Raw genomic sequence first — 17334 nt, forward strand, 5'->3', positions numbered from 1 at the left:
GGGGATCGCCATGCTGCATTGGACCATCTATCTCCTCATCCCGCTCGCGCTGGCCGTGGTGGCGGGCGTGCTGCTGCTCGGCCTGTTCAACTTCGCGGCGGGCGGCTCGCCCAAGCGGTCGCAGAAGCTGATGCAGATGCGGGTGCTGTTCCAGTTCGTGGCGATCGTCATCGTCATGATCACCATTTTCGCCATGGGCCGCTGACACATGGTCAAGCTGAACAAGATCTATACCCGCACCGGAGATGACGGCACCACCGGGCTCGGCACCGGGGAACGGGTGCGCAAGGACGATCTGCGGGTGGAGGCCTATGGCACCGTGGACGAGGCCAATGCGGCGCTGGGCCTTGCCCGGCTGCATCTGGCTGATGTGCCGGAGGTGGAGGCGGTTCTCCTGCGGGTGCAGAACGACCTGTTCGACCTCGGCGCGGATCTGTGCACACCGGAGCGGGCGGGCGCGGCGCCTTTGCCTTACGAACCCCTGCGCATCGTGGAGAGCCAGGTGGCGCGGCTGGAAGCGGACATTGATAGCCTCAATGCCCACCTGCCGGCGCTGAGATCCTTCGTGCTGCCGGCGGGCGAGCCGGCCGCCGCCTATCTGCACCTTGCCCGCACCATTGCCCGGCGGGCGGAGCGGCTCATGGTGGCCTTGGCGCGGGAGGAGGGGGAAATCGTCAATTCGGCGGCTGTGCGCTACATGAACCGCCTCTCCGACCTGCTCTTCGTGGCGAGCCGCTACGTCAATGCGCGCGGGGCCGGCGACGTGCTCTGGGTGCCCGGGGCCAATCGCTGACCGGCCCCGGAGGGTCTCAGAGTCAGGCCGACAACGCGCGCAGGGGCGAATCCTGCGTCTCGGCGCGGGAGGGCACCTTCACCCAGGCTTCCCCTTCCAGCACCAGCTCGTCCTTCACCTTGCAGGTGCAGGCGAGGCGGGCGCGGCGGCGCTCGGGGATGAGCTCGGCCACTTCCACCCGCACCACCACTTCGTCGCCGATCTTCACCGGCGCCTTGAAGTTCAGGGTCTGGGAAATATAGATGGCCCCCGGCCCGGGCAGGCGGGTGCCCAGCACCGCGGAGATCAGGCTCGCCGTATAGAGGCCGTGCGCGATCCGCGTGCCGAACGGGGTCTTGGCCGCAAAATGCTCGGACAAGTGGATCGGGTTGCGATCCCCCGTGATCTCGGCGAAGCCTACCACGTCCGAGGAGGCGATGGTCTTGCGCAATTCTTCCGTCACGCCGACGGAGAGATCCTCGAAGCAGAGAAGGCGAAGCTCGGGGAACATGGTCGCTCCTGATGGGTCGCGGACTTTAAGCCCGCGCGCATGAAGGTCGGTTTCGGGGCGGATTTCAAGCCCGACCAATGTCCGTCGTAGCCCGCGGTTCCCCGGTGCGGCAAAAATTGCCCCTGACGTCGCGCTCCGTTGGATTGGCTTCGCGGCGACCCTGTGGTTTTCTGCCCGCGGGCTGGAGCGATCGATGCCGGCTTTCGGCAGGCGCGGTAACGGGTTCCAGCCTGCCAGCCCGCAACGTGAGATGTGAGGAGCACCACCATGTCGGGCATCATCCAGAAGGCGACGTTCGCGGACCTGGAGACCGCGCTCAAGGAGCGGGGCTTCCGGGCCGAGCTCATCGACTGGCCGGGCGGGCGCAAGGCGCTGCGCAGCGCCAGCGGCGGCGTCGGATTCAACATCGTCCCCGGCAATGCGGTGGACGGCGGCTTCATGGACTTCACCTATTTCGCCAGCTTCCGCGTGGACGGCCTGCCGCTGGAGGATGTGGCCGCCCACTGGAACCGCGCCCGCCGCTTCAGCCGCGCCTATACGCGCGACGGCTTCCTGAATTTCGAGATGGACGTGGTGATCGGCCCCGGCGTGGCGCCGGCTTACCTCGCCGTGACCCTGGACCTGTGGGACCGCCTCCTGAACGAGCTCCTGGCCGCTCTGCGCGAGCAGGCTGCCGAGCAGCAGAAGGCCGGGCAGGACGAGGCGACGGCCGCCGCCACCTGACGACGGCAAGAACCGTCCTCCCATCAAGCAAGGTTCACGCGCAAAGAAAAAGGCCGGTGGATGTCATCCGCCGGCCTCTTCATTCCGATCAGGCCGCAAGGGCCTGGTCGAACCTCACTGCTTGCCGGTGCGGCCCACGGTGAAGATCTGCACCCGGCGATTGATGGCGCTGGTGGGGTGCTTGGGATCGAGCAGCACTTCCTCGCCCAGGCCCACCGCTTCCAGGCGGCTGGCATTGACGTTGAAGGTGGTCTCGAGCGCGTTCACCACCGCGTCAGCGCGGGCCTGGCTGAGCTTGAGATTGATCTCGCGCGTGCCGGTCACGTCGGTGTTGCCGGTGACGATGAACTTGTAGCCGTGCAGGATCGGGTTGTGCATGGCGTCGGCGATGGCGCCGAGCGTCGCATAGGACGACGGCTCGATGATCGCGGAGCCCAGCCGGAACTGGATCTGCACGTTGATCTGCGGCAGCTTGTCCAGGTTCAGCGCCAGCGAGGGGCGGGTCAGCTCCTCGCCGGGATACTGGACCATGTGCTGCTTCACCTGGTCCCGCAACTGCTGGGCGGTGATGACCGGCGCACTGTCGGTGAGGCCCTGGAGCCCCTGCAGGATCTGGCCGTCGGAGAGCGCGGTCTGGGCGCTGGCGGGGGCGGCGACGAGCGCGGCGAGCGAAGCTGCCAGCGCGAAGCGGATCAGAGGCGACTTCATGTCTGTCGTCCTTCCTTCAGGCGTTCGGGTTGGCAGGATCAGCGATAGCCGGCATCGGTGATCGCCTGGTTGCAGGCGGCCGAGACGACATTGGTGGCCTTCAGGAGGCACGAGAGCAGGTTGCCGTCCTGCGGCACCATGCCTGGGCAGAGCTGGGCGGCGTCGCGGCCGCAGACCTGCGCGATGGAATCCTGCGCCGCGTCGCGCTTGGCGATGGACGCGGTGGCGGTGGCATAGTCGGCCTTGCACTGGGCGCTGACCTTGGTGATCTGCTTCTCCATGCAGGCCACCAGCTTGCCGTCGCCCAGATTCACGTTCGGGCACAGCTTCGTAATGTCCTTGCCGCAGCTCTTGGCCAGAAGGCCGGCGGCCTGTGCGTAGCTCATGGTCTGCGCCTGCGCGCCGGCCACGGATCCCGCCAGCAGCGCGGCTGCCAGCATCACTCCCAAGCCCCTCATCTCACCTCTCCCTATCCCAGCGGAGGATAGGAGGCTTAGCAGAGGCGCCAATATCGTCAAAGCACGAAGAACGCAGGATTTTTTTCGCTGCGGCGCACCGGGCGGGCGCATGTGGCCCCTTCGTGCCGCTCGCCTCCGGCGGGAGGAGCCGTCGGACCATGCCGTCGCGTCTGCCCTTAGGTCGCGCAAAGGCTTGGAACGCCTCGGACTCGCCCACCGGATCCCGCTCGCGGACCATGTTTCGGCAAAATGATGCTTGACAGTTTTGCTATATAGTATTTTTCTTAAACTACATATTTAAAAAGGCGCGCCGACCCCTGGGATCGCGCCCGCCCAGCCCCGGCTGAACCGGGTCCAGATGAAAGGGAACGTAATGAACCGCACCCCCGGTGCGGGCGCGGGGGCGCATGTGCGCCCGCCGGACGCCCCCCTCATGTCCGCATCCTTGCGCGCGCCCCTGCTCCAGGTCGCGGACGTGACGCTGCAATACAAGACGCGCGACGTTCAGGTGACCGCCACGCGGGGCGTCGGCTTCGACGTGTATCCGGCGGATCGCTTCGTACTGCTAGGCCCCTCCGGCTGCGGCAAGTCGAGCCTGCTGAAGGCGGTGGCCGGCTTCCTGCGCCCCGCCGCCGGCGCCATCCGCCTCAACGGCGCGCCCGTCACCGGGCCGGGGCCGGATCGCATGATGGTGTTCCAGGATTTCGATCAGCTGATGCCCTGGAAGACGGTGGCGCAGAACGTCATGTTCCCCATCCTGGCGAGCGGGCGCTTCCCCCGCGCCGAGGCGCGGGAGCGGGCGCTGGCGGCCATCGGCAAGGTCAAGCTGACCAAGTTCGCCGACGTCTATCCCCACATGCTCTCCGGCGGCATGAAGCAGCGCGTGGCCATCGCCCGCGCCATGGCCATGGAGCCGGCCATCCTGCTCATGGACGAGCCCTTCGCGGCGCTGGATGCCCTCACCCGCCGGCAGATGCAGGACGAGCTTTTGAGCCTTTGGGACGACACGCGCTTCACGGTGCTGTTCGTCACCCATTCCATCGAGGAGGCGGTGGTGGTGGGCTCGCGCATCCTGGTGCTCTCCCCCCATCCCGGCCGTGTCAAGGCGGAGCTGAACGCCCACGCCTTCGGCCACCAGCATCACGCCGACGCCGAATTCGCGGCCTTGACCCGCCGCATCCACACCATGCTGTTCGCGGAGGCCGGTCATGGCTGAGCCCCTGTCTTCCCAAACTCCTGCCCTCGGTCGCGTGCCCCCGATCCGCCCCGAATTCGAGCGCGATTTGCCGGCTGTGGAGGAGCCGGGCGAGATCGTCCACCCGCTCTCCCTCTTCGAGCGCCTCGCCAATGTGGACGGGGTACGGCGGGGGCTGATCCTCATCGCCTTGATGGCGCTCTGGCAGGCCTATGCGGTGATGCTGGGCAATCCGCTCATGTTCCCCACCCTCACCGACACGCTGGCGGCGCTGGTGGAGGGGGTGCGGGAAGGCACGCTGCTCCTGCGCATCCTGTCCTCCCTGCACGTGCTGCTCATCGGCTATGCCATCGGCATCGCGCTCGCCGCCGTGCTCACCTCGCTGGCGGTGTCCTTTCGCCTGGGGGCAGACCTGCTGGCGACGCTCACCGCCATGTTCAACCCGCTGCCGGCCATCGCCCTCCTGCCTTTGGCGCTGCTCTGGTTCGGGTTGGGAACGGCGAGCCTTGTCTTCGTCATCGTCCATTCGGTGACCTGGGCGGTGGCGCTCAACACCCAGACCGGTTTCCATTCCGTGCCCGACACCCAGCGCCTCGCCGGCCAGAATTACGGCCTGAAGGGCCTGCGCTATGTGGGGCTCATCCTCATCCCCGCCGCCTTCCCCTCCATCCTGGCGGGGCTGAAGATCGGCTGGGCCTTTGCCTGGCGCACCCTGATCGCGGCGGAACTGGTGTTCGGCGCCTCGTCCCGCTCCGGCGGGCTCGGCTGGTACCTGTTCGAGAAGCGCAACCAGCTGGAGACGCCCGCCGTCTTCGCCGGGCTCACCTGCGTCATCATCATCGGTCTCGTGGTGGAAGGCCTCGTCTTCCGCACCCTCGAAGCGCGCACAGTCCAGCGCTGGGGCATGAGCCGCGCCGGCTGACCCTGTCCCCTCCCGTTTCCAAACGCCAAGAAGAGGCAAACATGCGTATCCGTCTGTTGGGCACCGGCACGCCCACCCCGTCCCTGCGCCGGATGAGCTCCGGCTATGTGGTGGAGACCGGCGACGACGTCGTCGTCTTCGACCACGGCTTCGGCGCCCATCACCGCCTGCTGGAACTGGGCATCCCGGCCACCCGCGTGACCCATCTGTTCTTCACCCACCTGCATTACGACCATTGCGGCGATTATGGCCGCCTGCTGCTGACCCGCTGGGACCAGGGCGCCAACCGCATTCCCGACCTCAAGGTCTATGGCCCGCCGCCCATCGCCGAGATCACCGAGCGCTTGTTCGGCAAGGATGGGGTCTATGACGCGGACCTCATCGCCCGCACCTCCCACGGCTCCAGCCTCGATCTGTTCGTGGCCCGCGGCGGCACGCTGCCCCGTCCGCGGCCCGCGCCGCAGGTCCAGGTGCTTCATCCCGGCGACGTGGTGCGCGAGGGCGGCTGGAGCGTGGAGGCTACCACCGCCCATCACTTCCAGCCCTACCTCAACGCCCATGGCTACCGGCTGGAGACGGCCGAGGGCAGCTTCGTCTATTCCGGCGACAGCGGCCCGGCGGAGAGCATGCTCAAGCTGGCGCAGGGCTGCGACGTGCTGGTCCATATGTGCCACTATCTCACCGGCACCCAATATTCCGAGGCCTTCTCCCACAGCTGCATGGGGCATATGGAGCTGGCCGAGCTCGCCCACGCGGCGGGGGTGAAGAATCTGGTGCTGACCCATATTACCGAGCAGTTCGACTTTCCCGGCCTGCGCGAGCGGGTGGTGAGCGAGATGTCGCGCGTCTATGGCGGCAACATCTTCTTCGGCGAGGACAAGATGGAGATCCCGCTCAAGGGACCCGTGCGCGACCGCCTGCTGTGATCGACTGCCCGCCGCCTCCGGGCGGCGGGCCTTTCTGCCTTCCAGACAATAAAAGGGAACAGACCATGAAACGATCGACCCGATGGCTCGGCGCCTTCGCTTTCGCCGCGCTTTCCCTGTCTGCCGGGGCCGCCCGTGCCGCCGAGGTGCGCCTCGTGAGCGGGTTCGGCCTGTGCTACCTGCCGGCCTATGTGGCGGTGGAGAAGAAGCTGATCGAAAAGCATGCCGCGGCGTTGGGCGTGCCCGACGTGACGGTGAGCTACCAGCACCTGGCCAGCGGCCCGGCCATCACCGACGCGCTGATTTCCGGCAGCGCCGACGTGGCCATGGCCGGCACCTCGGTGCTGTTGAACGTCTGGGACAAGACGGCGAAGTTCGCGCCCATCAAGGGGATGATGGCGATCTGCGATTCCCCCATCTATTTCAACACCATAGACCCCAACATCACATCCATCCGCGACTTCAAGGACAGCGACCGCATCGCCATGGCCTCCGGCAAGGGCACCCAGCATGCCCTCGTGCTGGAGATGGCCACCGCGCAGGCCTATGGCTTCGACCAGCGCAACCGCTTCGACACGCTGGCGGTGTCCATGTCCCATCCGGACGGAGTGGCGGCGCTGCTCTCGGGCGGGGCCGGGGTGAAGACCCATGTGACCACCGTGCCCTTCATCCAGATGGAGCTGGCCAACCCCAATGTGCGCACCATCCTGTCCTCCTATGACGTGACCGGCGGGCCCAACACGCTGATCGTCGCCTATGCCGCCGACAAATGGCGCAAGGACAACCCCAAGCTCTACCAGGCGACGTTCGAGGCCCTCAAGGAGGCCATGGCGGTGATCGCCGCGGATAAGGGGGCGGCCGTGGACCTCTATCTGAAGGCCGAGAATTCCAAGCTCACCCGCGATCAGGTACTGGCCATTGTCAATGATCCGAAGATGATGACCTTCTCGCCTACCCCGAAGAAGGTGATGGTCTTCGCCGACTATATGGCCAAGGCCGGCCTGCTGAAGAACCGTCCCGCCTCCTGGACGGACGTGTTTTTCGCCAATATCCACGACGCGCCCGGCGACTGAGCGGCACGCGCGGTTGCTCCGGGCGCCGGTTGCCATCAGATTGCTCGGCGCGCTGGTCCGGCGCGGCGCCCTTGACCGGGCCTCGCGCCGGCCGGCCGATATCCTGAGCGGCCCATAAGGGGCCGCCGGTTCGGAGCAGGCATGGACCAGAGGCGGGGCGTGCGTCCCTCGACGACCTTGAAGGCGGCCACGGGCCTTGCACCGGCGGCCGCCGACACCGTTCGGGACGTGCCGGCCGCCGGCGCCGGCGAGTTCTGGGACCGTTTCGGCCACAAGGAAGCGGGCGGCGCGCCCAAATACATCTTCCTGCGCGACCGGCTGTTGGCCGCCATCCGCGAGGGCTTCTGGCAGAAGGGCGACCGCCTGCCGCCGGAAAAGGATCTGGCGCTGGCCACCGGGCTGAGCCTCGGCACGGTGCAGAAGGCCTATGGGGAACTGGCGCAGGACGGCACCATCGAGCGCCGTCAGGGCCGGGCCGGCAGCGTGGTCAGCCGCCAGCCCCGCAGCGTCGACACCGTCTGGCACTTCCTGTTCTCCGATGACCGGCACGAGCGCTTCTTCTCGGTCTTCCCCCGCGTCGACCGCGTCCACCGCCACCGCGACCGCGGGTCCTGGAGCCTCCATCTGCACTGGGTGGAGGATGAGGTGGTGCAGATCGACCGCGTGGTGGATATCGGCCAGGAATTCCTGGTCTTCAGCCAGTTCTTCATCGATGCGCGAATCTATGACCAGGCCCGGCGGGGCAAGAGCGAGCCGCTGGAAGGCATCAATCTGCGGCGCGAGTTGAACCTGAATGTCCAGGGCCTGTGCTACGACATGCGCCTGGAGCGCCTGCCCCGGGAGGTGTGCGGCAAGATCGGGGTGAAGGCGGGCACGCTCGGCCTGGTGGTGGAGGTGCGCATGACCGCCAGCCCCCAGCAGCAGGGCTATTTCCAGCGCATCTTCATTCCCGAGACCCGCTTCTGGCTGCGCATCGACGCCCAGCCCTTTCCCCGCGGCGGGTGACCGGACTTACGTCCGCATCGGCACGGGCGGCGCCGACCATTGCACCGGCCGCGCCAGGGCGATGACGCCGGAGCCGTGCATGCGCCGCTCGCCCTGCACCATGTCCGCAGGCGTGAGGGCGCCGGGATGGTGGGCGAGGCAGTCCACGTCGCGGTCCGGCAGGATGACCCGCAAGGCCTCGACCGCCGCTTCCGGCATGCGCACGGGGAGGGCATGGCGCCACATGCGCAGCGCGATCAGCCCGGCCTCCAGCACGGAAAGCCCCAGCGCCCCGGCAAACGCTGTCATGGCGGCGGGCAGGCGCTCGGCGAGGTCGAGCTGGGCCAGCTCCTGGCGCAGAAAGCCAGACGCGCGCGCCTGCTGGGTGCCATGGGTCTGCGACACCGCCTGCGGCGAGACGGTGTATTCGTAGAGCACCTTTTCCACCATGCGCGGGCGGAAGAACCGGATCCAGAGCGACCAGAGGGCGAAATCCTCGCAATGGTCGTAGCTGGCGAGGTGCGGATAGCCGCCCAGCGCCAGATAGACGTCCCGCCGCGCCACCACCGAGCCGTGGGGGAAAGGGCAACCCACATCCACGGCAAAGCGCAGGATCGGCCCCCACTCCGCCGGCCGCACATGCTGCGACAGGCGCTTGCCCTCGGGCGTCACCAGCACCATGCCGGTGGCGGAGAGGCTGAGGTCGGGGTCGGCGGCGAACAGGTCCATCTGCGCCGCCATCTTGCCCGGCAGCCAGATGTCATCCGCATCGAGCCGAGCGATCAGTCCGTGCCGGGCGGCGGCGAGGCCGCAATTGAGGGCATGGGTGACGCCGCGATTGGTGGCGAGGCGCAGGACGCGCGCCCGCGCCCCGGCCGCGCCCAGGGCCGTGCGATGGCTCTCCACCGGAACGGGGCTGCCATCATCCACCAGCAGGAGATCCACCGCGCCGGGGAAGGTCTGGTCCGTGACGCTTTCCAGCGCCCGACGCAGCAGCCGGATGCGCTCGGGCGCGGCGTCGCGGAAGAAGACGGGCAGGAGGACCGTGACATCCCGGTTCGGCGCGCCGGTCATGGTCAGGCGTCCCCGAAGGCGCGCAGGAATTGCTTTTTGGCCAGCATCAGGTGACCGAGCGGGGCGGGATGGCGGGCGGCGCCGGCGCCGAAGTCGAAGTCCAGCAGGTCGCGATAGAATTGGGCCATGCCCAGGCGCCGCGCCGTCTCCTCGCCCCGCGCGAGCGCGCGGCGCAGGCATTGGGCGTGGTGCACGGGGTTGCGCTTGTGGGGAATGTTGCCGTCGCCGATGAGCAGGAACTCGCCCACCGCCTCCGGGACGAGGTGGAACCGCGCGCCGGCTGCCAGCAGCGAGATGAGCAAGTCCCAGTCCTCGAAATAATCCATGTCCTGCGCCACCTGGACCTGCGCCTCCGTCAGGATCTCGGTGCGCACGGCGTAGGAATTGGTGGGCATGAAGTTGCCGGCCACCAGGCAGGCCGTGGGCAGCGGCATGTGGGACGGTTCGGCGGCGGCGCCGGGTGCCCTTTTGTTGGTCAGGCCGAACACCACGTCCGCCTCGGCGAGGCGGAAGCCCTCCACCATCCGCTGGGCGAAGAGGGGATAGTAGATGTCGTCGTCATCCAGGAAGCACACATAATGGTAGAGGTCCGCATGGGCGCGGGCATGGGCAATGCCGACATTCCAGGGATAGCCGCGCCGCTGGGCGGGGGCGTCCGCATGGAGGAAGACGGTGCGCCCGTCCATGGTCGGGGCGGTGGCGCGCACGGCCTCGAAAGTGGCGGCATCGCCATGGACGATGACGGCCGCCACCAGGGGTTCGCTCTGGCCATAGATGGACTGGAGCGCGGCAGCCAAGAGTTCGGGGCGTCGGCCCTGGGTGCGCACCAGGCACAGGCCCTGCTCCACCCGGCCCCGGCTCGGCGCGCGGGCGGCGGGCGCAGGCCAAGCCACATCCAGGAGGCGCCGCATGGCGGCCATCCGCACCGCGGCCAGCATCTGCTCGCGGCGCTCGCCCGGCGCGATCGCGCGGGGGGCATTGCCGATGAGGATCTCGGGCACCACCAGGATGGGCTCGTCCAGCGCCAGGCGCAGCAGGAGGTCGTAATCTTCAAGGCCCGCGAAGCGCGGCTCGAAGCCGCCGAGATCGGCCAGCAGGTCGCGCCGGAGCGCGAGCAGCGGCCCGGTCACCATGCCGAGGGCGAGGAGCTTGGAGGAATCGAAGGGCAGGGCGGTCCGGCGCAGCACGCGGCCGCGCTCATCCACATCGGCGGCGCCGCATCCCACCGCGCGGGATTGGGGGAAAGCAGCGGCATAATGGGCGAGGATGCGGGTGGCATCGCGGCTGATCAGGTCGCCGGCGTCCAGGAAGACCACGAAGTCACCGCCGGCCGCCTGGGCGCCCTGCGTCTTGCGCGCGGGGCGCCCGAGCCGGCGCCCGTCGGCGAGAAGGGTGACCGCGTGACGGATCTGCGGCGGGATGTAAGCGGAGAGGTCCGCCGGCTCGCTGGCCGGGTCGTCATTCAACACGATCCAGTCGGCGCGCGGCCGGTCCGTCTCCTGCGCCATCAGGGCGGCGATGGTCTCGGCGGACCGGCTCAGCGCCGGCCCGTCGCCGTCGAAGACGGTCACGATGGTGAAGGATGGGTCAGCCGGACTTGGCGGCAGGTGGGCGGGCGGGCGGCGCGAGGCGACGCGCTGCTGGAACTCGTCCAGCGGGCCGAAGCGCATGAACCACTGTCCGGCCTCGGCGCCCGCGGTGCCGGGTTCGGCCGGCGCGGTGGCGGCGCCGGCAAGGCAGCAGTCCGAGGATCGCGGCCCCGCATAGATCTGGGCCGGTGTGAGAGACATGATGCCGTACCAGCCCCCGCTCGCGCCCTCGGTGCCGAGCGCGGCAGTGCCGTCGGCAGCCTGTCCGCCGCCATAGAGAAGATAATGGGTGAAGGGCTCTATGCCGCTTTCGGCCACGTCGGGATGGGCGGCCAGATAGCGCAGCGGGTCGAAGTCGGGACGGGGCCGGCGCCCTTCCCAGGCACCCTTGCGCACATAATGGGTCAGCGGGCTCAGGCCCGAGCGGATCATGTCCGGATAGGCGGCGGCATACCAGCGCTCGTCAAAGGCGCGGGTGCGCCGCAGGCGTTCGATGTCCCGCAGGGCGGACATGCGCCGGTCGAGCTTGCCGAGGGCGGGAAAGCGCGTGCACAGGTCGCGCCACAGCCTCCGCGCCGGCCGCGTGGCCGATGACCGGCCAACCGGCACCAGCGCGCCAGGACCCGTGCCGCCTGAGGCGGTGGCATCCGTGTCCAGCCCCCGCCCCACAGCGGGATCTGGCCGTTCCGACGTCATGTCCCGCGGATCCTTGCCTTGGCTTTAGGGATGCGTTCTGGCCGGACATTGTGGCGGAACAAGAGCCACGTTCAAGCCATGCCGGAACGGCAGACCGCCCCCTTGAGTGACGTTCTGTTTCAGCCTGCCACGCGATGGAGCTGGCCTTCCGCTTCCAGGTCCGCGTCCACCATGATCTTGACCAGTTCGTCGAACGAGGTGCGCGGCTCCCAGCCCAGTTGGCGCTTGGCCTTTGAGGCATCGCCGATGAGCAGGTCGACCTCCGAGGGGCGCAGATAGCGCGGGTCGAACTCCACGAAGTCGGCCCAGTCGAGGCCGACGCGCTGGAAGGCGCGGTCGAGGAAGTCGCGCACGCTCCAGGTCTCGCCGGTGGCGACCACGTAGTCGTCCGGCTGATCCTGCTGGAGCATCAGCCACATGGCTTCCACATAGTCCTTCGCGTAGCCCCAGTCGCGCTTGGCATCGAGATTGCCGAGATAGAGCTTCTTGTCCTTGCCGGCGACGATGCGGGCGAGGCCCCGCGTGATCTTGCGGGTGACGAAGGTCTCGCCGCGACGCGGGCTCTCATGGTTGAACAGGATGCCGTTGGAGGCATGCATCCCATAGGCCTCGCGATAATTGAGGACCTGATAGTGGCCATAGACCTTGGCGCAGGCATAGGGGCTGCGGGGATGGAAGGGCGTGGTCTCCGACTGCGGGATGGCGTGCACCGCGCCATACATTTCGGAGCTGGACGCTTGGTAGAAGCGGATCTTCTGCGCCGCGTCGCCGGCCACCGTGCGGATGGCTTCCAGGAGGCGCATCACGGAGACGCCGCTCACGTCGGCGGTATAGACCGGCTGGTCGAAGGAGACGCGCACATGGCTCTGGGCGGCGAGGTTATAGACCTCTTCCGGCTCCACGATGTCGATGATCTTCTCCAGCCGGCTGCCGTCGGCGATGTCGCCGTAATGGAGCCGCATGGGCGCGCCTTCCTCATGGAAGTCGCGATAGAGGTGCTCGATGCGCCCGGTATTGAAGGAGGAGGAGCGGCGGATGATGCCGTGAACCTCATAGCCCTTGGCGATGAGCAGCTCCGCCAGGTACGAGCCGTCCTGGCCGGTAATTCCCGTGATGAGGGCTTTCTTCATGGGCGTCGCTCCTCGACGGCGGCGCGCGCAAGGGGGCGTCCGGTCAGCGATGAAGGAAGGGGAGCGGCAGGCGTGCGTCCGTCCCAGCCGGCGCGACCGGGGCTCGAAAGAGCGGGCGGTAAGGGGTTGGGGAGGTTCGGGGCCATGCCTGCCGTGCGTTCTGTGCGCGGCACATAAGCCCATCCCGCCGCCCCCGGCAAGCCGGGTGCGACGCTTTTAGGATTCGATGAAAGTCAGCGCTCAGCGGCTCCGGCGGGCGACCACGCGCACGGGCTGAAGCGCAGGCCGCGCGGGAAGCCGAAGCGTGGCGCGCCGTCCACCCCGCCCGCCGTCCTGGCGCTCGGTCATCAGCATGACCGCGAAGCCCATCTGGGCACTGGCGAAAGTCAGGCCCGTGGCGAAGGTCAGGATGGCCAGAGCCAGCACGCCATCGGCGGAGGACTGGAGCAAGGTGCCGAGCCCATGGACGTCAATGGCGACCAGCGCACCGACGAACACCACCGCCACGGCAAAGCCGATGGCAGCGTGACGGGCCAGGAAGACCACCAAACGGGGCATGGCATTCTCCTTCATCGCATCGGCCCGGAGGCGGCGCGCAAGCGAAATGACACGGGAATGGTGCGCCCTTCGGGCCGGTGTGTCCATGGCCCTTTGGGCGCAAGCCGCGACAAGCTGATCCAGATTGGGGTCAAATCCCGCCATTGTGAACCCGCAGAAATTCCGCGCAGCTTTGACCTGTCGCAAAGGGCCGGGGGGTCTGGTATGTTAATGACTGACGAGTCAGTCAGTGAGAGTGCGGACATGCCGCATCCGGAAGGTGACGCGGGCAAGGTCTCTCGGCGGGCCCGGCCGGCCCACGGCCCCGAGCAGCGGGCGGCGCGCCGCCAGGACATCCTGAAAGCGGCGCTGGAGGAATTCACCCGCGCGGGCTTCGGTGCCGCGCGGCTGGAAGACGTGGCGCGTGCCGCGGGCGTCGCCAAGGGCACGCTCTATCTCTACTTCCCCAACAAGCAGGCTTTGTTCGAGGGGCTGGTGAAGGAGAATATCGCCCCGGTCATGGCCGATGCGGCGGAATTGCTGCCCCATTTTCCCGGCACCACCCGCGACCTGGTGCGGCTGCTGGCCGACATGCTGGTGGCTCGCGTGCTTCAGGGGAGCGCCGCCGGCGTGCTGCGCCTGATGATCGCCGAGGGTGCGCGCTTCCCTGAACTCGCCGCCTTTCACCATCGGGAAGTGGTCTCCCAGACCTTGCCGCTGGTGCGCGCCGTCATGGAGCGGGGCCTCGCCCGCGGCGAAATCACCTCCGATGCGGCGATGCGCTTTCCGCAGATGGTGTTCGCGCCCGCCTTAACCGTCCTGGTCTGGAACTCCCTGTTCGGCGCCTTCGATCCCATCGACGCCGGGGCCTTCGTGGACACCTATCTGGACACGCTGCTGCGCGGCCTCGGGGAGCGGGCGCCATGAGGGCCCGCCTCGGATCCGCTCTCGCCCCTCTCGCCCTCGCCCTTGCGCTGCTCGCCGGCTGTTCGCGGGCGCCGGAAGGGGAGTTTTCCGGCTATGTGGAGGGCGACCTCCTCTTCATCGGGCCGCAGGAAGCGGGGCGTGTACTGCGCCTGCCGGTGGCGGAAGGCACGAAAGTGACCGCTGGCACGGTCTTGGCGGAGCTGGAACCGGACATCCAGTCGGCGGACCTGGCCGCTGCTGCCGCACTGCTCGGTGAGGCGCAGGCCAAGCTCGCCCGCCTCAAGGCCGCCACCCAGCGCCCGGAAGAAATCGCCATCCTGGAGGCGAGCGAGCGGCGGCTCACCACCGCGCTTGATCTCTCGCGCATCGAACTCCAGCGCCAGAAGACCCTGGTGCCCAAGGGCGCCTCCTCCCAGGCCAATCTCGACACGGCCCAGCACAGCTATGACCAGGCGGTGGCGAGCCTCGACGAGGTGCGCCGGCAGATCGATGTGGCCCGTATCGCCGGCCGCGACGAGGACATCGCCGCCGCCGCCGCCGCCGTGCGCAGCGCGGCCGCCAATCGCGACGCGGCGCAGATCCGCCTCGACCGCCGCATCCTGAAGGCGCCGCGGGAGGGCACGGTCCAGACGCTCTATTTCCGCCCGGGCGAACTGGTGCCCGAGGGCAAGCCGGTGGTGTCCGTGCTGCCGCCCGACCTCATCAAGGTGCGCTTCTTCGTGCCGGAGGCCCAGTTGCCGAAGGTGGCGCTGGGGGCGAACGTGGCCGTCCAGTGCGACGGCTGCCCGCCCTTGACCGCGCAGGTCACCTTCATCGCCGACAGCGCGGAATATACCCCGCCCGTCATCTATAGCCGCGAGGAGCGGGCCAAGCTCGTCTATCTGGTGGAGGCGCGGCCCTCCGATCCCGCCGCCGCGCGCCCCGGCCAGCCGGTGACCGTGCGCCTTGCGGAGGGCAAGCCGTGACCGTGCCGGACCCCATCGCCATCGAGGTGGAGGGGCTGTCCAAGAGCTTTGGCGGGCGCCGGGTGGTGGATGACCTGACCATGCGGGTGCGGCGGGGCCAGATCTACGGCTTCCTCGGCCCCAACGGCTCGGGCAAGACCACCACCATCCGCATGCTGTGCGGCCTGCTCACCCCCGATGCCGGGCGCGGCACATGCCTTGGCTACGACATCCTGACCCAGGCGCGGGAGATCCGCAGCCATGTGGGCTACATGACCCAGCGTTTCTCTCTCTATGCGGACCTCTCCGTGCGGGAGAATCTGGAATTCGTCGCCCGCCTTTATGGTGTGCCCCGGCCGGAAGCCGCCGCGCGGGCGGCGCTGGAGCGGCTCGGCCTGGAAGGGCGTGGGCGGCAATTGGCGGGGGAATTGTCGGGCGGCTGGAAGCAGCGCCTTGCGCTCGGCGCCTGCATCCTGCCCCAGCCCCAGCTTCTCCTGCTGGACGAGCCCACCGCCGGCGTCGACCCCAAGGCGCGGCGGGAATTCTGGGCGCAGATCCATGCCTTGGCGGCCGAAGGTCTCACCGTGCTGGTCTCCACCCATTACATGGACGAGGCGGAGCGCTGCCACGAGATCGCCTATGTGGCCTATGGGCGCCTGCTCGCCCAGGGGCGGGTGTCCGACGTGATCGCCGCCTCTGGCCTCGCCACCTATACGGTGGAGGCGACGTCGGCGACCATCGACAGCGCCGCGCTGGCCGCGCTCGCACGGGAGCTGGAGGCGGCGCCGGGCATTGGCATGGTCGCCCCCTTTGGCACCTCCCTCCATGTCTCCGGTCATGACCGTTCGGCGCTGGAGGCGGCCATAGCGCCGTTCCGGGAGCGGCCGGGCCTCGCCTGGCGGGCGGATCAGCCCACTCTGGAGGATGTGTTCATCGACCTGATGGGTCAGGCCTCCGACAATATGGCCGCGCCACCCGGCGCGGGCGCGGCGTCATGAGGGAGACGCTCGGCTTCCTGCGGCGGGTCGCCGCCATGGTGCGCAAGGAATTCATCCAGCTGCGGCGGGACCGGGTGACGTTCGCCACCATGATCTCCATCCCGCTGCTGCAACTGGTGCTGTTCGGCTATGCCATCAACACCACGCCCCGCAACCTGCCCACCGCGGTGCTGGTGCATGAGAATAACGAGGTCACCCGCGCCATCCTCGCCGCCATTCGCAACACCGACTTCTTCGCCTTCACGGCGGAGGCTGCGAGCGAGCAGGATGCCGAGCGCATGATCCGCTCCGGCGAGGTGCTGTTCCTGGTGGAGATCCCCGCCGGCTTCGAGCGCGCGCTGCGCCGGGGCGAGACGCCGCAGATGCTGGTGGCGGCGGACGCCACCGATCCGGTGGCTTCGGCGAACGCACTGGGCGCCCTCTCCGGCCTCGTCTCCACCGCGCTCACCCGCGCGCGCTTCGTGGACGCGCAGGGTACGGCGCCCTTCGAGATCGTCCAGCACCGGCGCTACAATCCCGCCGGCGACAGCCAGCTGAACATCGTGCCGGGTCTGCTCGGCACCATCCTCACGATGACCATGCTCATCTTCACCGCCCTCTCGGTGACCCGTGAGGTGGAGCGCGGCACCATGGAGAGCCTGCTCTCCATGCCCATCCATCCAGTGGAAATCATGCTGGGCAAGATCATCCCCTATGTGCTGGTGGGGGTGATGCAGGCGGTGCTGATCCTGGCCGCCGGCATGGTGCTGTTCTCCGTGCCGCTGGAAGGCTCGCTGATCCTGCTGACGGGGGTGACGCTCATCTTCATCACCGCCAACCTGTCCATCGGCTACACCTTCTCCACCCTGGCGCAGAACCAGCTCCAGGCGGTGCAGATGACCTTCATGTTCTTCCTGCCCAACATCCTGTTGTCGGGCTTCATGTTTCCTTTCGCGGGCATGCCGGTCTGGGCGCAGTGGATCGCCGAGGGGCTGCCGCTCACCCATTATCTGCGCATGGTGCGCGGCATTCTGCTGAAGGGCGCCACCGCCACCGACCTGACCTTCGACACCGGCATGCTGGTGGTGCTCATGCTGGTGGCCATGGCCATTGCGGTGGCCCGCTTTCGCCAGACCCTGGACTGACCGGCCAGGGGTCCGACGGCCGCTCCTGGTGAGCGTCACGGTT

The 17334-nt window shown here is 68.3% G+C and carries 19 protein-coding genes; 12 read left to right on the top strand and 7 right to left on the bottom strand.

From position 1 onward, the window contains the following. Positions 1 to 10: 10 nt before the first annotated feature. On the top strand, positions 11 to 205 hold the full coding sequence (locus tag J5J86_RS08090) for a twin transmembrane helix small protein (protein ID WP_209104380.1): 195 nt from the start codon (positions 11 to 13) through the stop codon (positions 203 to 205). A 3-nt stretch (positions 206 to 208) separates the two neighbouring features. Further along, entirely contained in the window at positions 209 to 793 is a 585-nt protein-coding gene (locus J5J86_RS08095) for a cob(I)yrinic acid a,c-diamide adenosyltransferase (RefSeq protein ID WP_209104381.1), read from the top strand. A 22-nt stretch (positions 794 to 815) separates the two neighbouring features. On the opposite strand, the gene J5J86_RS08100 is transcribed toward J5J86_RS08095, so the two are convergent. Next, positions 816 to 1283: a MaoC family dehydratase gene (locus J5J86_RS08100; RefSeq protein WP_209104382.1), complete on the bottom strand. Its 468-nt coding sequence runs from the start codon at positions 1281 to 1283 to the stop codon at positions 816 to 818. A 267-nt stretch (positions 1284 to 1550) separates the two neighbouring features. Here J5J86_RS08100 and J5J86_RS08105 point away from each other — a divergent pair, with 267 nt between their 5' ends. Continuing rightward, positions 1551 to 2006, top strand: a complete 456-nt coding sequence (locus J5J86_RS08105) for a YbjN domain-containing protein (RefSeq protein ID WP_209104383.1) — start codon at positions 1551 to 1553, stop codon at positions 2004 to 2006. Between the two features lie 114 nt (positions 2007 to 2120). On the opposite strand, the gene J5J86_RS08110 is transcribed toward J5J86_RS08105, so the two are convergent. Then, the gene (locus J5J86_RS08110) at positions 2121 to 2714 is read right to left on the bottom strand and encodes an OmpA family protein (RefSeq protein ID WP_209104384.1); all 594 of its coding nucleotides are present in this window, start codon (positions 2712 to 2714) and stop codon (positions 2121 to 2123) included. Between the two features lie 38 nt (positions 2715 to 2752). Beyond that, positions 2753 to 3172, bottom strand: coding sequence for a cysteine rich repeat-containing protein (locus J5J86_RS08115; protein ID WP_209104385.1), 420 nt, complete (start codon positions 3170 to 3172; stop codon positions 2753 to 2755). 433 nt (positions 3173 to 3605) lie between these two features. Here J5J86_RS08115 and J5J86_RS08120 point away from each other — a divergent pair, with 433 nt between their 5' ends. The 5 genes from J5J86_RS08120 to J5J86_RS08140 all read left to right on the top strand — a co-directional run bounded on the left by J5J86_RS08120 (position 3606) and on the right by J5J86_RS08140 (position 8293). Continuing rightward, complete coding sequence (locus J5J86_RS08120) at positions 3606 to 4388, top strand: ABC transporter ATP-binding protein (RefSeq protein WP_209104386.1); 783 nt, start codon at positions 3606 to 3608, stop codon at positions 4386 to 4388. Continuing rightward, positions 4381 to 5289, top strand: a complete 909-nt coding sequence (locus J5J86_RS08125) for an ABC transporter permease (RefSeq protein WP_209104387.1) — start codon at positions 4381 to 4383, stop codon at positions 5287 to 5289. Before J5J86_RS08120 ends, J5J86_RS08125 begins: the two co-directional genes overlap by 8 nt. Positions 5290 to 5330: 41 nt before the next feature. Next, on the top strand, positions 5331 to 6215 hold the full coding sequence (locus J5J86_RS08130; protein ID WP_209104388.1) for an MBL fold metallo-hydrolase: 885 nt from the start codon (positions 5331 to 5333) through the stop codon (positions 6213 to 6215). Positions 6216 to 6280: 65 nt separating this feature from the next. After that, the gene (locus J5J86_RS08135) at positions 6281 to 7288 is read left to right on the top strand and encodes an ABC transporter substrate-binding protein (protein ID WP_209104389.1); all 1008 of its coding nucleotides are present in this window, start codon (positions 6281 to 6283) and stop codon (positions 7286 to 7288) included. 141 nt (positions 7289 to 7429) lie between these two features. Then, complete coding sequence (locus J5J86_RS08140) at positions 7430 to 8293, top strand: GntR family transcriptional regulator (RefSeq protein ID WP_209104390.1); 864 nt, start codon at positions 7430 to 7432, stop codon at positions 8291 to 8293. Positions 8294 to 8299: 6 nt separating this feature from the next. Here the strand turns inward: J5J86_RS08140 and J5J86_RS08145 are convergent, their stop codons facing one another. The 4 genes from J5J86_RS08145 to J5J86_RS08160 all read right to left on the bottom strand — a co-directional run bounded on the left by J5J86_RS08145 (position 8300) and on the right by J5J86_RS08160 (position 13319). Beyond that, positions 8300 to 9346, bottom strand: coding sequence for a glycosyltransferase (locus J5J86_RS08145; protein ID WP_209104391.1), 1047 nt, complete (start codon positions 9344 to 9346; stop codon positions 8300 to 8302). Positions 9347 to 9348: 2 nt separating this feature from the next. Further along, positions 9349 to 11631, bottom strand: a complete 2283-nt coding sequence (locus J5J86_RS08150; protein WP_209104392.1) for a glycosyltransferase — start codon at positions 11629 to 11631, stop codon at positions 9349 to 9351. Between the two features lie 119 nt (positions 11632 to 11750). Then, positions 11751 to 12761 carry a GDP-mannose 4,6-dehydratase gene (gene gmd / locus J5J86_RS08155; RefSeq protein WP_209104393.1) on the bottom strand — a complete coding sequence of 337 codons (1011 nt, stop codon included), beginning with the start codon at positions 12759 to 12761 and terminating at the stop codon, positions 11751 to 11753. 240 nt (positions 12762 to 13001) lie between these two features. Beyond that, positions 13002 to 13319 (bottom strand): hypothetical protein, encoded by a 318-nt coding sequence (locus J5J86_RS08160; protein ID WP_209104394.1) that lies wholly within the window; start codon positions 13317 to 13319, stop codon positions 13002 to 13004. A 243-nt stretch (positions 13320 to 13562) separates the two neighbouring features. On the opposite strand from J5J86_RS08160, the gene J5J86_RS08165 reads away from it, so the two are divergent. Genes J5J86_RS08165 through J5J86_RS08180 form a run of 4 tightly spaced genes read left to right on the top strand, consistent with a single transcriptional unit; the run spans position 13563 to position 17291 of the window. Further along, on the top strand, positions 13563 to 14225 hold the full coding sequence (locus J5J86_RS08165) for a TetR/AcrR family transcriptional regulator (RefSeq protein WP_209104395.1): 663 nt from the start codon (positions 13563 to 13565) through the stop codon (positions 14223 to 14225). Then, complete coding sequence (locus J5J86_RS08170) at positions 14222 to 15190, top strand: HlyD family secretion protein (protein ID WP_209104396.1); 969 nt, start codon at positions 14222 to 14224, stop codon at positions 15188 to 15190. The genes J5J86_RS08165 and J5J86_RS08170 overlap by 4 nt, the downstream gene beginning before the upstream one ends. Next, positions 15187 to 16167, top strand: a complete 981-nt coding sequence (locus J5J86_RS08175) for an ABC transporter ATP-binding protein (RefSeq protein WP_247658231.1) — start codon at positions 15187 to 15189, stop codon at positions 16165 to 16167. Before J5J86_RS08170 ends, J5J86_RS08175 begins: the two co-directional genes overlap by 4 nt. Then, a complete protein-coding gene (locus tag J5J86_RS08180) occupies positions 16164 to 17291 on the top strand; it encodes an ABC transporter permease (protein ID WP_209104397.1) in 1128 nt (375 codons plus the stop codon). The genes J5J86_RS08175 and J5J86_RS08180 overlap by 4 nt, the downstream gene beginning before the upstream one ends. Positions 17292 to 17334 lie beyond the last annotated feature (43 nt).

This window comes from Aquabacter sp. L1I39, assembly GCF_017742835.1.
In the GTDB taxonomy this organism is placed as follows: Bacteria; Pseudomonadota; Alphaproteobacteria; order Rhizobiales; family Xanthobacteraceae; genus L1I39.